Origin of the sequence: Streptomyces sp. NPDC059696, assembly GCF_042733745.1 — a bacterium.
Lineage (GTDB): Bacteria > Actinomycetota > Actinomycetes > Streptomycetales > Streptomycetaceae > Streptomyces.
In genome coordinates this window covers 54,220-68,901 of sequence record NZ_JBHWFG010000029.1, presented here as the reverse complement: position 1 = coordinate 68,901, position 14,682 = coordinate 54,220, and the positions used below count along the sequence as shown (strand labels likewise).

Annotated in this window: 12 protein-coding genes and 1 pseudogene; 10 read left to right on the top strand and 3 right to left on the bottom strand. The window is 72.1% G+C overall.

Features of this window, described 5'->3' with window-relative positions:
• Position 1: 1 nt before the first annotated feature.
• Positions 2-610 (bottom strand): DUF1349 domain-containing protein, encoded by a 609-nt coding sequence (locus ACFV20_RS27690; protein ID WP_385661011.1) that lies wholly within the window; start codon positions 608-610, stop codon positions 2-4.
• Positions 611-708: 98 nt separating this feature from the next.
• The gene (locus tag ACFV20_RS27685) at positions 709-2,238 is read right to left on the bottom strand and encodes an aldehyde dehydrogenase (NADP(+)) (RefSeq protein WP_385661008.1); all 1,530 of its coding nucleotides are present in this window, start codon (positions 2,236-2,238) and stop codon (positions 709-711) included.
• Positions 2,239-2,370: 132 nt separating this feature from the next.
• Here ACFV20_RS27685 and ACFV20_RS27680 point away from each other — a divergent pair, with 132 nt between their 5' ends.
• The 6 genes from ACFV20_RS27680 to ACFV20_RS27655 all read left to right on the top strand — a co-directional run bounded on the left by ACFV20_RS27680 (position 2,371) and on the right by ACFV20_RS27655 (position 8,175).
• A complete protein-coding gene (locus tag ACFV20_RS27680) occupies positions 2,371-3,144 on the top strand; it encodes an IclR family transcriptional regulator (protein ID WP_031109054.1) in 774 nt (257 codons plus the stop codon).
• A 3-nt stretch (positions 3,145-3,147) separates the two neighbouring features.
• The gene (locus ACFV20_RS27675; protein WP_385661003.1) at positions 3,148-3,621 is read left to right on the top strand and encodes a GNAT family N-acetyltransferase; all 474 of its coding nucleotides are present in this window, start codon (positions 3,148-3,150) and stop codon (positions 3,619-3,621) included.
• Between the two features lie 88 nt (positions 3,622-3,709).
• Positions 3,710-4,717 (top strand): hypothetical protein, encoded by a 1,008-nt coding sequence (locus ACFV20_RS27670; protein ID WP_385661000.1) that lies wholly within the window; start codon positions 3,710-3,712, stop codon positions 4,715-4,717.
• A complete protein-coding gene (locus ACFV20_RS27665) occupies positions 4,714-5,982 on the top strand; it encodes a sensor histidine kinase (protein ID WP_385660995.1) in 1,269 nt (422 codons plus the stop codon). Before ACFV20_RS27670 ends, ACFV20_RS27665 begins: the two co-directional genes overlap by 4 nt.
• Positions 5,979-6,641 (top strand): response regulator, encoded by a 663-nt coding sequence (locus ACFV20_RS27660; protein ID WP_385660992.1) that lies wholly within the window; start codon positions 5,979-5,981, stop codon positions 6,639-6,641. Before ACFV20_RS27665 ends, ACFV20_RS27660 begins: the two co-directional genes overlap by 4 nt.
• Before the next feature lie 76 nt (positions 6,642-6,717).
• Complete coding sequence (locus ACFV20_RS27655) at positions 6,718-8,175, top strand: peptidoglycan D,D-transpeptidase FtsI family protein (protein WP_385661118.1); 1,458 nt, start codon at positions 6,718-6,720, stop codon at positions 8,173-8,175.
• Positions 8,176-8,282: 107 nt separating this feature from the next.
• On the opposite strand, the gene ACFV20_RS27650 is transcribed toward ACFV20_RS27655, so the two are convergent.
• Positions 8,283-9,740 (bottom strand): NCS2 family permease, encoded by a 1,458-nt coding sequence (locus tag ACFV20_RS27650; RefSeq protein WP_385660989.1) that lies wholly within the window; start codon positions 9,738-9,740, stop codon positions 8,283-8,285.
• A gap of 269 nt (positions 9,741-10,009) precedes the next feature.
• Between ACFV20_RS27650 and ACFV20_RS27645 the strand changes: the two genes are divergently transcribed.
• The 4 genes and pseudogenes from ACFV20_RS27645 (at position 10,010) to ACFV20_RS27630 (ending at position 14,509) form a co-directional block, all read left to right on the top strand.
• Entirely contained in the window at positions 10,010-10,609 is a 600-nt protein-coding gene (locus ACFV20_RS27645) for a SigE family RNA polymerase sigma factor (protein ID WP_385661115.1), read from the top strand.
• Positions 10,606-11,460 carry a hypothetical protein gene (locus ACFV20_RS27640; RefSeq protein WP_385660986.1) on the top strand — a complete coding sequence of 285 codons (855 nt, stop codon included), beginning with the start codon at positions 10,606-10,608 and terminating at the stop codon, positions 11,458-11,460. The genes ACFV20_RS27645 and ACFV20_RS27640 overlap by 4 nt, the downstream gene beginning before the upstream one ends.
• Positions 11,461-11,544: 84 nt before the next feature.
• Positions 11,545-11,868: pseudogene (locus tag ACFV20_RS27635) on the top strand (pectate lyase); the annotation flags it as partial.
• 415 nt (positions 11,869-12,283) lie between these two features.
• Positions 12,284-14,509 (top strand): family 43 glycosylhydrolase, encoded by a 2,226-nt coding sequence (locus tag ACFV20_RS27630; protein ID WP_385660983.1) that lies wholly within the window; start codon positions 12,284-12,286, stop codon positions 14,507-14,509.
• Positions 14,510-14,682 lie beyond the last annotated feature (173 nt).

Genomic DNA, 14,682 nt, shown 5'->3' with positions numbered 1-14,682 from the left:
CTCAGCTGCCGTCGCGCAGATCGTCCGGCCAGCTCGGCCTGAACTCGATGTGGTCGTACGTCACCACGCAGCCCTCGCCCATCGGGGACTGGGTCATGAAGCCGACCAGGGCCGCGTCCGTCTCCTTCTCGCCGGCGAGGGTGAACAGGCGCACGAAGGTCCACCGTTCGCCGTCACGGGAGGCGTGGAAGGCGAAGGCCCGGCCGGTGCGGCTCACCCGGAGCCAGACGGAACTGCCGTCCACGGTGAAGGAGTTGGCGTCGTCGGAGTGCCCCCGGGTGACCACCGTGCAGACGGTGGGCACGTCCGGGGAGTACTCCAGGCAGAGCTTGGCCCAGGCCCGCTCCCCCACGTGCACGTAGAGCACCCCGGCGTCGAAGGCCGCGCCGAACCCGACGGTGACCTTGGCGATCAGCTGGAAGTCCCCTTCGGGAGCCCCGAGCAGCCGGGGCGCGTCGGAGGCGGGGTCCAGCCCTTCCCCGGTGGGCGGCACGAACCGATCCTGCCGCGCCCCGGCCCACCCGGTGAGCACCCCGTCCTCGTAGGACCAGTGACCGTCGGGCCCGTACGTACGCAAGCCGAAGGGAAGTTCGGGAAATTCCAGATCCATTCAACCGAGTCTTTCAGCTCCGGCCTTCAGGGGCGCGGGGAACTGCGCGATCAACCACGACGAACCGGCAGCCCGCAATCCACCGCACCCCCACGGCGCTAACGCTCCAGACGCCCGTTGAACCTACGAGGCAGCCCCAGCGGGTTCTCGTCCCTCAACTCGGCGGGGAGCAAAGCAGAAGGCGCGTTCTGATACGCAACAGGCCGCATCCACCGCTCGATCGCCGTCCCGCCCACCGACGTGGACGTCGACGTCGTGGCCGGGTACGGCCCCCCGTGGTGCTGCGCCGGCGCGACGGCGACACCCGTCGGCCAGCCGTTGACCAGCACGCGTCCCGCCAGCGGCGTCAGCTCCGCGAGGATCTCCGCACCGCGGCCCTGCCCGGAGGCCTCCTCCTCGGACAGCTGCACGGTCGCCGTCAGGTTGCCCGGCAGCCGCGACAGCACGGCCTTGACCTCGTCCTCGTCCTCGTAGCGGGCCACCACGGTGACCGGTCCGAAGCACTCCTCCAGCAGCAGGTCGTGCTCGCCCTCCTGGGCCAGCCTGCTCGCCGGCACCGTGAGGAAGCCGGCGCTGACGGTGTGCTCACCGCCCGCGCCGGGGGTGACCGGGGTGTCGACGTCGGGCAGTTCGGCCCGCTCGGCGACACCGGCCACGAAGTTGTCCCGCATGCGGTGGTCGAGCAGGACTCCCGCGTCGGTGTCGCTGACGGCGTCCGTCAGGGACTTCAGCAGGGCGTCGCCCGCGGATCCGGCCGGTGCCAGGACGAGGCCCGGCTTCACGCAGAACTGGCCGACACCCAGGGTCATGGAACCGGCGAGACCGGCGCCGATCGCCTCGGCCCGCTCGGCCGCCGCGGCCTCGGTGACGACGACCGGGTTCAGGGAGCCCAGCTCGCCGTGGAAGGGGATGGGGACGGGGCGGGCCGCCGCCGCATCGAACAGCGCCCGGCCGCCGCGCACGGAACCGGTGAAACCGGCCGCCGCGACCAGCGGGTGCTTGATCAGCTCGACGCCCGCCTCGAAGCCGTGGACCAGACCGACGACGCCCTCGGGGATGTCGTGCCGGGCGGCGGCGCGGCGCAGCAGCTTGGCCACGTACTCGGACAGGGCCGGGTGGTCCGGGTGGGACTTGACGACGACCGGGCAGCCGGCCGCGAGGGCGCTCGCGGTGTCGCCGCCGGCGACCGAGAAGGCGAAGGGGAAGTTCGACGCGGAGTAGACGGCGACGACACCGAGGGGCACCTTGTAGCGGCGCAGGTCGGGGATGGGCGGGGTCGCGGTGTCGTCGGGGTGGTCGATGACGACGTCGAGGAACGCGCCCTCGTCGACGATGTCCGCGAAGGCGCGCAGCTGGTAGCAGGTGCGGGCGAGTTCGCCGGTCAGCCGGACCGGGCCGAGCGCGGTCTCGGCGTCGGCGGTCTCGACCAGGCCGTCCCGGGCCGCCTCCAGTTCGTCCGCGGCCGCGCGGAGGAAGGCCGCGCGGACCGTGCGGTCGGCCAGCGCCCCGCGGGCCTCGTGCGCGGCACGGACGGCGGCGTCCACCTCCTGGGCTGTGGCCTCCACCGCAACCTGTTCACGCTGCTTCCCGGTTCGGGGGTCGACACTCCAGACTGGTGCTGCTGCCACCGCGGGTCCCTCCACACATGTCATGCCGCAGTACGGGGTCATCCACCAGGCATGTTCGATATACTGAACGCTGTCTCTGATGATGAATATGCTGTGGAGACTATTTCCCGTCCAACGAAGGGGTCAAGGGCGATGTCGGCTGGCGAGACGGGCGGCGGGGCGCAGGTCAAGTCCGCGGTGCGAACGGTTGAACTGCTCGAATACTTCGCCGGACGCCCCGGCATGCACAGCCTCGCGGCGGTCCAGGAGGCCGTCGGATATCCCAAGTCCAGCCTCTACATGCTGCTGCGCACCCTGGTCGAACTGGGCTGGGTGGAGACGGACGCGACGGGCACGCGGTACGGCATCGGCGTGCGGGCGCTGCTCGTGGGCACGTCGTACATCGACGGTGACGAGGTCGTGGCAGCCGCCCGACCGACGCTGGACCGGCTCTCGGACGACACGACCGAGACGATCCACCTCGCCCGCCTCGACGGCACGAACGTCGTCTACCTCGCCACCCGCCAGTCACAGCACTACCTGCGCCCCTTCACCCGGGTCGGCCGCCGGCTGCCCGCGCACTCGACGTCCCTCGGCAAGGCCCTGCTGAGCACGTACTCGGACGAGCAGGTCCGCAAGATGCTCCCGGAGACGCTGCCCGCGCTGACCGAGCACACCATCACCGACCGCGAGAAGCTCATCGAGGAGCTGCGCCAGGTGCGGGAGCAGGGCTTCGCCGTGGACCGCGAGGAGAACACGCTGGGGCTGCGCTGCTTCGGCGTGGCGATCCCGTACCGCACCCCGGCGCGCGACGCGATCAGCTGCTCGGTGCCGGTGGCTCGGCTGACCCCGGCGCACGAACAGCTGGTCAAGGACGCCCTCTTCGACGCGCGGGACCGGCTGACACTGGCCACCCGTAGGCTCTGAGGCATGAACGTCGAGCTGCGCCCGGTCCACGACAGCGATCTGCCGGTCTTCTTCCGGCAGATGAACGACCCCGAGTCCCTGAGCATGGCGGCCTTCACCCCGGAGGATCCGTCCGACCGGGCCGCCTTCGACACCCGCTGGTCCCGGATGCGTTCCTCGCCCGACGTCGTCGTCCGTACGGTCCTCGCCGACGGGGACGTGGTCGGCAGCGCGGGGGTGTACGGGGTGCCGGGCGAGCGCGAGGTGACGTACTGGGTCGACCGCGCGTACTGGGGGAAGGGAATCGCGACCGAGGCCCTGCGGGCGCTGCTCGCCGAGGTGCCCGAGCGCCCGCTCTACGCGCGGGCCGCGTCGGACAACGCGGGGTCGCTGCGCGTGCTGGAGAAGTGCGGGTTCCGGGCGACGGCGGCGGCCCGCGGGTACGCCCCGGCCCGGGGCGCCGAGATCGACGAAACGGTGCTCGTCCTGGAGGGCTGAGGCGCCGAGGGTCTCTCCCCCGCCCGGCGGAGACGGATCGTCGCCGGGCATGAGGCGCCCGAGGCCGCCCGCGCGGGAGCCTGTTCGCATGACGCAGTCGCCCGCTCCGCTCACCGCCGCGCGCCCGGCCTCCGGTCCCGGCCGCGCCCGGCGGATCCTCTGTGCCGTCGCCGTCGTCTCCTGCGTGCCCTACCTCGCCCTCAAGGCCGCCTGGATCGCCGGGAGTCGCGTCGGGATACCCGAGGGCAGCCCGCTGCTCGACGACCGTCTCACCATGGCAGTGATCAACGGCCTCTCGGTCCTGCTGGACAGCGCGGTGATCGTGCTGGCGCTGGTGCTGACGCGGCCGTGGGGGCGGAAGGTCCCCGCGTGGCTGCTCGCGTTCCCCGTGTGGGTCGCCACCGGGCTGCTCGCGCCCGTCATGGCCGGGTTCCCGGCGCAGCTGGTGGTGCGGGCGTCCGGCGGGGGCGGCGCCTCGTCGGCGGGCCGGGAGGCCTTCCTGGACGAGTGGGTGTTCAGCGTCGTGTACACGGGGTTCATCGCGCAGGGGCTCGCCCTCGGCGGCCTTTTCGTGCTGTACGCGCGTGACCGCTGGGGGCACCTGTGGCGCGGGCGGGTGTGGGACCTGCCGGCCGGCGCCGTCGGGCCGGCCCACCGGGCCCTCGCCGTGGCCGCCGCCGTGCTCGCTCTGCCGCCGTTCACCCTCCACGCCCTGTGGGCCTGCGGCATCTCGGCCGGGCTCGGCGAGGGCGGGGCCGCGGGCCGGGGCGGGGAGTTCCACGTGCTGGAGGCCCTGTACGTCGTGTTCCTGCTCGCGGCGGTCACCGGGGCCGTGCTGCTGGCCTTCCGGCGCGGCCGGGCCCTGCCCGTGGCGGTGCCGCTCGCGCTCGCCTGGGTCGGTTCGGGGGCCGTGGCCTGCTGGGGCGGCTGGCTGACGCTGGCCTCCCTCAGCGGCCCGGCGGACCTGGCCGACCGTGCCACGCCACTGATGAACCTCGCCTACTGTGGCCAGATGCTCGTCGGCCTCCTGGTCGCCGCCCTCGGCGCCTACCACTGCGCGGAGCGCTCGGCCGGGGCCGCGCGGCGGGCGGCGTGAGCGCGGTCGCCCGGCTGCTGTTCGGCCGACGGGCGCGCCTGCGCTGGATCCATCTGATCCTCGGCGGTGCGCTGGCCATGCCGTACGTCCTGGTGGGCTCGGTGGTCGTCGGCCCGGCCATCGGCTCCGACGACGTCTTCGGCTCCCTCCCCCTGCAACTCGCCTCGTTCGGCCTGGGTCTGCCGCTCGCGGCCGTCACCTCGCTGTTCCCGCTGACCCGGCCGCTGGAGTCGGGCACCGTGCGCTGGCTGTGCGGGGTGGACGCGGACCGGCTCGCCTCCGGTCCGGCGCGCACGCGAGGCGAGAAGGGGCGTACGGCCGCGTGGTTCACGCTGCATCTGGGGTTCGGCGGAATCATCGCGGGGATGTCGCTGGCACTGCCGCCGTTCGCCGTCACGCTGATCGTGCTGCCGGTCCTCGTGGGGGTGCGCGGCGACCGGCTCGGGCTGCCCGGCGTCTTCGACCACGCCTGGGTCCTGGCGCTCGCCCCGGTCGTGGGGGCGCTCTCGCTGGTGGCCCTCGCCGGCTGCGCGGCCGGTTGCGGTGCGCTGCTGGCCCGCTGGGCGCCCCTGCTGCTCGGCCCCACGCCCCGGGAGCGGCTCGCGGCGGCCGAGGCGCGGGCGGCCGACCTCGCCGTGCGCAACCGGCTGGCGCGGGAGCTGCACGACTCGGTCGGGCACGCCCTGAGCGCGGTCACCCTGCAGGCGAGCGCGGCCCGCCGGGTCCTGGACTCCGACCCGGAGTTCGTCCGGGAGGCCCTCGCCGCGATCGAGGACACGACCCGCCGTACGGTCGGTGAACTCGACGCCGTGCTCGGTGTGTTGCGCGAGGGCGACGCCCCCGGCACGGCCCCGGGGCCCACCCTCGCCGCCGACCTGGACGGTCTGCTGCGGCGCACCCGGGCGGGCGGGCAGCGGGTGAGCGCCACCGTGGACGCCGACCCGGAGGCGCTGCCGCCGCTGCTGTCCCGTGAGGCCTACCGCATCGTGCAGGAGGGGCTGAGCAACGCCCTCAAGCACGCCGGTCAACGGGCCGCCGTGACGGTGCGGATCGCCGCGGCGGGCGGGGAGCTGGAGATCACCGTGGAGAACCCGGTGAGCGGTCCGGCCCCCTCCCGCACCGGCGGCGGCCACGGTCTGCGGGGCATCGCGGACCGGGCGAGGCTGCTGGGCGGCACCGCGACGGCGGGAGCCACCCCGGCGCGGACCTGGCGGCTGCACGCACGACTGCCCCTGACACGACCGCCGACGAGAGGACCCGCATGACCCGCCCGGCCCCGATCCGTGTCGTCCTCGCCGACGACGAGCGCATGGTGCGCACCGCGCTGCGCGCCATCCTCTCCGCCGAGCCGGACCTGGCCGTGGTGGGCGAGGCAGCCACCGGCGCGCAGGCGGTGGCGGTCGTGCGGGAGCTGCGGCCGGACGTCGTCCTCATGGACGTCCGGATGCCGGAGACCGACGGGATCCGCGCCACCGAGCAGATACTGGCCACGCTGGACGAGCCGCCCAGGATCGTCGTCGTGACGACGTTCGAGAACGACTCCTACGTGTACGACGCGCTGCGCGCGGGGGCCGCCGGGTTCCTGCTGAAGCGGGCGGACGCCGACGCGCTGGTGCAGGCGGTCCGGCTGGTGGCGCGCAGCGACAGCCTGCTGTTCCCGGCGGCGGTGCGCGCCCTCGCGACCGAGCACGCCCGTGCGCACCCGGCGCCCCCGGCGTGGGTGGCGAACCTCACGGGACGCGAGGGGGAGGTGCTGCGGCACATGGCCCGGGGGCTGACCAACGCGGAGATCGCCCGCCGGATGGAGGTCGGCCCGGCCACGGTGAAATCCCACGTCGCGGCGGTCCTGGCCAAGACCGGCACCCGGGACCGGACGCAGGCGGTGATCGCCGCGTACGAGGCCGGCTTTCTGAACGGCGGATGAGAAAACCGGCCCTCCGGATGAGAAACCGGGACGGACGGGAACGATCCGCCCGGTGTGGCTCGTCCTCCTGTTCGGAATGAACAAGACGATCAGGCGCGCTTCGGTCTTCTCGCTGCTCCTGGTGCTCGCTCTGCTGGTCAGGGCGACCTGGGTGCAGTTCTACGAGGGCCGGGCGCTGGCAGACGACAAGGACAACCGGCGGAACGCGATCGCGACGTACTCGGCGCCGCTCGGCAACATCATCGTGGGCGGCCGGTCGGTCACCGGCTCGGCGCCGACGAAGACGGGCGACCTGAGGTACAAGCGGACGTACACGGACGGCCCGTTGTACGCGGCGGTGACGGGTTTCGCGTCGCAGGCGTACGCCCCGACCCAGCTGGAGGGCATCTACACCGATCTGCTCAACGGCACGGACAGCCGGCTCAAGTCCGTGATGGACACGCTCACCAACCAGCGGGCCGAGCCGGGCAACGTGGTCACGACCATCGACCCGGACGTGCAGAAGGCGGCCTACGAGGCGCTCGGCGACAAGAAGGGCGGTGCCGTCGCGGTCGACCCGAAGACGGGGAGGATCCTCGCGGTCGTGTCGACGCCGTCGTACGACCCCTCCTCGCTGACCGACGCCAACACGGCGGGGGCGGCCTGGCAGAAGCTCACCACCGACCCGGACAAGCCGCTGGTCAACCGCGCGCTGCGGCAGCCGCTGCCGCCTGGTTCGACGTTCAAGCTGGTCGTGGCGGCGGCCGCGCTGGAGGACGGGCTGTACTCGTCGGTGGACGAGCGGACGGACAGCCCGGACCCGTACACGCTGCCGGGCACCAGCCGGGACCTGACGAACGAGAACCCGAACGCGCCCTGCACGAACGCGACCATCCGTACGGCGCTGGAGTACTCGTGCAACAACGTCTTCGCCAAGATGGCCGTGAAGCTGGGCCAGGACAAGGTGAAGGCGATGGCCGAGAAGTTCGGCTTCAACGACGACAGGCTGGACGTGCCGGTCCGGGCCTACCCGAGCGTGTACCCGTCGGACATGGACCCGGCGCAGACGGCCCTGACGGGCATCGGCCAGTTCGACGTCACGGCCACGCCGCTGCAGATGGCCATGGTGTCGGCGGCCCTCGCCAACGGCGGCAAGCTGGTGTCGCCGCACATGGTCTCGCAGATCACCGACAGCGGGGGCGATGTGCTGCGGGACTACGACGACGACGCCGGCTCGAAGGAGATCGTCAGCTCCTCGACCGCCGAGCAGTTGCGGTCGGCGATGGAGACGGTCGTCAGCACGGGCACGGGCACGAACGCGCAGGTCCCGGGCGCGACCGTGGGCGGCAAGACGGGCACGGCCCAGCACGGCGAGAACAACAGCCAGGTGCCGTACGCCTGGTTCACCTCGTACGGCACGTCCGACTCGTCGGGCAAGGAGGTCGCCGTCGCGGTCATGGTCGAGCAGTCGGACGCGGCCCGCTCGGAGGTCAGCGGCAACGGCCTCGCGGCGCCGGTCGCCAAGGCCATGATGCAGGCGGCGCTGAAGGACTGAGGCTCCCCCACTGAACCTCCGCCGCCGATCCGCCGTCTGTACGGACGAGACGGGCCGCCCCCTTCCCCCCGGGGGCGGCCCGTCCTCGTGTCACGGCGCGTCCGGCGTCACTTCGCGCCCAGCAGCTGCTCGATCGGGTCGATCGCGAAGTACACCAGGAACAGCGCCGAGGTCCCCCACAGCAGCCAGTGCACCTCCTTGGCCTTGCCGAGCACGGTCTTGATGACGACGTAGGCGAGGAAACCGGCGCCGATGCCGTTGGTGATGGAGTAGGTGAACGGCATCACGGCGATGGTGAGGAAGGCCGGGACAGCGATGTCGTAGCGGTCCCAGTCGATGTGCTTGACCTGGGTCATCATCAGGAAACCGACGGCGATCAGGGCCGGGGCGGCCGCCTGGAGCGGGACGATCGTGAGCAGCGGGGTGAGGAACAGCGCGAGGCCGAACAGGCCGCCGGTGACGAGGTTGGAGAAGCCGGTGCGCGCGCCCTCCCCGACACCGGCGGCGGATTCGATGTAGGAGGTCGCCGAGGAGGCGGAGGCCGCACCGCCGGCGACCGCGGCGGCACCGTCGATGAGCAGCACCCGGCCGAGGTTCGGGACCTCGCCGTCCTCGTCGAGCAGGCCGGCCTCGGCGCTGATACCGACGACCGTGCCCATGGTGTCGAAGAAGTCGGACAGGATCAGGGTGAAGATCAGCAGGACGACGGTGATGACGCCGACGCCGGGGGCGCTGAAGGCACCGAACAGGTCGAAGTCGCCGATGAGCCCGAAGTCGGGGGCGCCGACGAGCCGGTCCGGCCAGGCGGGGGTGGTCAGGCCCCAGGACTTGATGTCGGCGAGGGAGTCGATCACCACCGCCAGTGCGGTCATGGTGACGATGCTGATCAGGATGGCGCCCTTGACCTTGCGGGCGAGCAGCCCGATCGTCAGCAGCACGCCCAGGCAGAAGACCAGCATCGGCCAGCCGGCGAGGGTGCCGGTGCCGCCCAGCTGAACGGGCACGGTGGTGTTGGCGGCGTCCGGGATGCGGCTGACGAACCCGGCGTCGACGAAGCCGATGAAGGCGATGAACAGGCCGATGCCGACGCTGATCGCCTGCTTGAGCGGCTGGGGTATCGCGTGCATGACGGCCTCGCGCAGACCGGTCACCACCAGGACGCAGATCAGCAGGCCTTCGAGGACGATCAGGCCCATCGCGTCGTCCCAGCTCATCAGCGGGGCGATCTGGAAGGCGACCACGGCGTTCAGGCCGAGGCCGGCGGCGAGGGCGAGGGGCAGGTTGCCGCCGACGCCCATGACGATGGTCATGACGGCGGCCACCAGGGCGGTGGCGGTGGTGAGTTGGACGGCGTCCAGCTGGTGTCCGAACTTGTCCTTGGCGCTGCCCAGGATGATGGGATTCAGGACAAGGATGTAGGCCATCGTGAAGAAGGTGGCGAAGCCGCCGCGGATCTCCCGGCCGAGGGTGGAGCCCCGCTCGGAGATCTTGAAGAACCGGTCGACACTGTTCGCTGCCGGTGGCGCGGCGTCGGACCGGTCGGCCACCTTCTGCGATTCGGACATGGCGCGTACTCCTCGGTGCCTGGGTGATCGGTGTGCGGATGCTGGCTGGATTGTCGTCGCGTTGAACCACGTTCAGGTGTTCTTCGTGTTACGAAATCGAAGTCCGGCCCGCCATACGCCGTTCGAAGCCCCGTACGAACTGTTCGACGATCGCTGCTACGCTTCCCGATCGCGTCCGGACCTCCCCCGGGCGCTCACATGTCATCTACATGACAGCCACAGGGTGCGCCGGCCCGGAGCGCCCGCAGCCGCTGGAGGAGAGGTCGCCCGTGGGCACGGTCGTCGACGACGCCGCCTCCGTGGAGTTCCACGCCTTCTTCGAGCGCCACTACGCCGAACTGTCCCGCCTCGCCCACCTGCTGACCGGTGAGGCCGACACCGCGGACGACCTGGCCGCGGACGCGCTGCTGGCGCTGTGGCACCGCTGGGACCGGGTGCGCGCGGCGGATCATCCGGCGGCGTACGCGCGCGGTGTGGTCGCCAACCTGGCCCGTACCCGCATCCGCAGCGCGGTGCGCGAGCGGCGGCGCATCGCCCTGTTCTGGTCCCAGCGCGAGGAGAACACCGAGAACCCGGACGTCGCCGGCGTGGTCGACGTGCGGGAGGCGTTGCGCCGGCTGCCGTTCCGCAAACGGGCCTGTGTGGTGCTGCGGCACGCGTTCGACCTGTCGGAGAAGGACACCGCGCTGGCACTGGGTGTGTCGGTGGGTACGGTGAAGAGCCAGACCTCGAAGGGAATGGCCGAACTGCACCGGCTGCTGGGGACGCAGGGAGTGCCGCAGCGGATGCACGCGGCGCTGGGTGCTCCCCGCTGCGCGCCGGCCATGGAGGGCGTGCGCACCTCAGAGGGCGGAGGGCGGGACCGATGAGCACGCGGGACGTGCACGAGGAGGTGCGCGCCCGGTTGCGCGAGGCGGCCGGGGCGCACGAGCCCGACCGGGAGCGCATGCTGGCCCGGGTCGAACGCGGCATGGCCGGACAGGCCGCCCACGGCCATCGGGCCACGCGTCCGCCGGTGTTCGGCTGGATGCGGGTGGCCGGCGCGAGCGCCGCGGTCGCCGGTGTCCTGGTGGTGGGGGGCTACGCGGTGGCGTCCGCGGTGCGGGACGAGGCCGCCCCGCGGCAGCGTGAAGTGGCGACGTCGCCGACGCCCGCGCCGTCCCCCGAGAAGACGAGCCGGGCCCCCGAGCCTCCGGCGCCGTCGCCGGTGCGGCCGTCGCCGAGCCGGTCGCCCGAGCGCCGTCCGTCCGGCCCCCCGCCGTCGAGGACGCCGAGCGCCCCGTCCGGCGAGCGGGTGCGCACCACCGTCGAGGACGGCCCGTTGTGGTCGGACGGCTCGGTCGACCCGCACAGCAACGACTTCTGGGCGCAGAGCAACATCACGCTCAAGGTGCGTGAGCAACTGACCGCGCTGACCGTGCGGTTGAAGGTCGCGCAGACCGGCGGGATCTCCGACGCGGGTGCCTGGCGCTCCCTGCCGGAGAACGACTTCACCCTGACGGTCGCCGAGCGGGACGGCTTCCTCGTCTACACCTGGACCCTCAGAGAAGGGCGCACGGTCCCGGCGGGTGAGTGGGTGTTCGCCGGCCAGTACGACCACTCCCGCGGCGGGCGGGACGCGGGCGGGGACACCTATGCCGTGACGGCCGCCGCCGGTGCGCGGCACCTGTCGGTGGGCGGGGGCTTCGCCGCCGTGGACGACGGCGGCGACGGCTCGTGAGGAAATCCCGCGGTGGCGGCAACCCTTTCCGCACCGGTGGCGACACCTGGGCGCAAGAGCCACCCCCATCCGAGGATCCGGTACATGACCGCACCAGCAGAACAGCGCGTCCGCCATCGCCGCAGCGCCACCAGGCGGCGGACGGCGGTCGCCGCGGTGACCGCTCTCGGCGGCGGCAGCCAGGACGATGGCCAGGACCCGTTCTTCGAATCGGCCGACGGCGCGGTCCTGAAGAACGTCGTCATCGGCACTCCGGCGGCGGACGGCGTGCACTGCAGGGGCAGTTGCACGCTGCAGAACCTGTGGTGGACGGACGTCGGCGAGGGCAACGGCGCCGGCACGCCGAACGTGTCGGGCTTCCAGGTGCGCAACGCCGGCAAGCCGGTCCGCTCCTGCAAGAGCTGCAGGTTCACGGCCTCCGACATCTGCTGCCAGTAGGCCCTCGGCCCCAGTGACTCCGGCCGGCCCTCGTCCCCCCTTGGGCCGACCGGAACCGCCGGGTGCCCGACCCCCCAGTCGGACACCCCGGCACCTCGGTCCGCCGGAGCCCCCCTCCGGACGGCCGGACGGTATCGGCCGAGCCCCCCTCGGCCGGCCGGCAAGGCGCCCCCGCCGATACGCACCGGCGGGGGCGTCGCCGTATCCGCCCCCGGTCGGCGCACCCGGTGGCCGCCGCAGGCGTTGTACGCGGCGCGCTGCCCGGACGCTCCGAAAGTTTCGGAAACACCGGCCTCACGCACACCCGTTGACGCTCCGCGTCCCTCCGGTGAAACTCCGAGAGCCACTATCAAACAGAATCCCCCACACTCCGACAGGAAGTGTCATGCGCCCCCGCATCGCCCGCACGCTCCTGCTCCCGTTCCTGGCCCTGGCCGGCCTCCTCCTGGCCTTCCTCACGGCACCGCCCAGCATCGCGGACCCCGGAGCCCCACCCGTGAAGCACAGCAAGCACAGCACGTACGCCGGTTACCTCTTCGCCTACTTCACCGGTGAGGGCACCGCCGACGGCGAGCAGATCCGCTACGCCCTCAGCCGCGGCAACGATCCGCTGCACTGGCGGGAGCTGAACGCCGGCAAGCCGGTGCTGACGTCGACGATCGGCGAGAAGGGCCTGCGCGACCCGTTCGTCATCCGCTCCCCCGAGGGCGACAGGTTCTATCTGATCGCCACCGACCTGCGGATGTACCAGAACTCCAGCGGCAGCTGGGACCAGGTGCAGCGGCACGGCAGCCGGTCGATCATGGTCTGGGAGTCCACCGACCTGGTCCACTGGACCGACCAGCGCCTGGTGAAGGTCTCCCCCGGCAACGCGGGCAACACCTGGGCCCCGGAGGCCTACTGGGACGACGAGCTCGACGCGTACGTCGTCTTCTGGGCGTCGAAGCTGTACGCCGACGACGACCCCGACCACAAGGGCGACACGTACAACAAGATGCTGTACGCGACCACGAAGGACTTCCGCACCTTCAGCGAGCCGAAGGTCTGGAACGACCCGGGCTACTCGGTGATCGACTCCACGGTCGTGAAGTACCGGGACCAGTACTACCGCTACACCAAGGACGAGCGGGACCCGAGTTCCTCCAGCCCCTGCTCGAAGTTCATCACCGGCGAGACGTCCCGGTCGCTGACCTCGACGAGGTACGACTTCGTGGCCGACTGCATCGGCAGGGGCGCGATGGACCGCGGTGAGGGCCCGACGGTGTTCAAGTCGAACACCGAGAAGAAGTGGTACCTGTTCATCGACGAGTACGGGGGCCGCGGCTACGTGCCCTTCGAGACCACCGACCTCGCCTCCGGCAGATGGACCCCGTCCACGAACTACCAGCTCCCGGCGAGCCCCCGGCACGGCACCGTGCTGCCGGTGACGCAGCAGGAGTACGACCGCCTGCTGGCCGCGTACCCCTCCGCCCCCACCTCGGTCGTGGACGCGACGGCCGAGCACCAGAAGGGCTATGCCATCGTCACGGACAGCGCCGCGAAGGTCGTCCTGCCGATGAAGCCGGGCGCGGCTCTGCGCAGCCTCGCCCCGAAGCTGTGGGTCGGTGAGGGCGCGCGGCTGAGCCCGAAGTCCGGCACCCGGCGCGACTTCCGCACACCGCAGAAGTACACGGTGACGGCCGCCGACGGCAGCAGGCGCACCTGGACGGTCGAGGCGGTGCCCACCCGCAGTCCCCTGCTGCCGGGCCTGAACGCCGACCCCGACGTGCACTACCTGAACGGCCGGTACTGGATCTACCCGACGACGGACGGCTTCCAGGGCTGGAGCGGGACGAAGTTCACGGCGTACTCGTCGAAGAACCTGGTCGACTGGAAGGACCACGGCGTCATCCTCGACCTCGGCCCCGACGTGAGCTGGGCCGACAAGAACGCCTGGGCACCCGCGATCGCCGAGCGCAACGGCAAGTACTACTTCTACTTCTGCGCCGAGCAGCAGATCGGGGTGGCAGTGGCCGACTCCCCCGCGGGCCCCTTCAAGGACTCGCTCGGCAAGCCGCTGGTCGCCAAGGGCGGTTCGCTGAAGGGTCAGATGATCGACCCGGCGGTCTTCACGGACGACGACGGCCAGGCCTATCTGTACTGGGGCAACGGGCACGGCTATGTGGTGCCGCTGAACGACGACATGGTGTCCTTCGACGCGTCCAAGGTGAAGGACATCACCCCGGACGGCTTCCGCGAGGGCTCCTTCGTGATCAAGCGGAAGGGCACGTACTACTTCATGTGGTCGGAGGACGACACCCGCAGCGAGAACTACCACGTGGCGTACGCGACGGGGCCGTCCCCGCTCGGCCCGTGGACCAAGCGCGGGACGATCCTCGAGAAGCGGCCGGAGTACGGCATCCTCGGCACCGGTCACCACTCGGTGGTGAACGCCCCCGGCACGGACGACTGGTACCTGGTCTACCACCGCTTCGCCCTCAACGGCCCGGGTCGGCCGGGCGGCGACGGCATGCACCGCGAGACGACCGTCGACCGCATGGAGTTCGCGGCCGACGGCACCATCAAGCCGGTGGTGCCGACGCTGGAGGGAATCGGGCCGGTGCGGCGGTGAGCCGCACCGGACCTCCTCGCGCCCCCTGACGGCCTCGTCCGGTGTGGGTGGCGGCCGGGGGGGGGCGGCCCCCGGGCGGGGGGCCCGCCCCCCCCGGGGTGTGGGGGGGGGCGAGGTCTGGGGCGGGGGCCCCCGCGGGGGCCCCCCGACCCCCGGGGGCCGCGGCGGCCGCG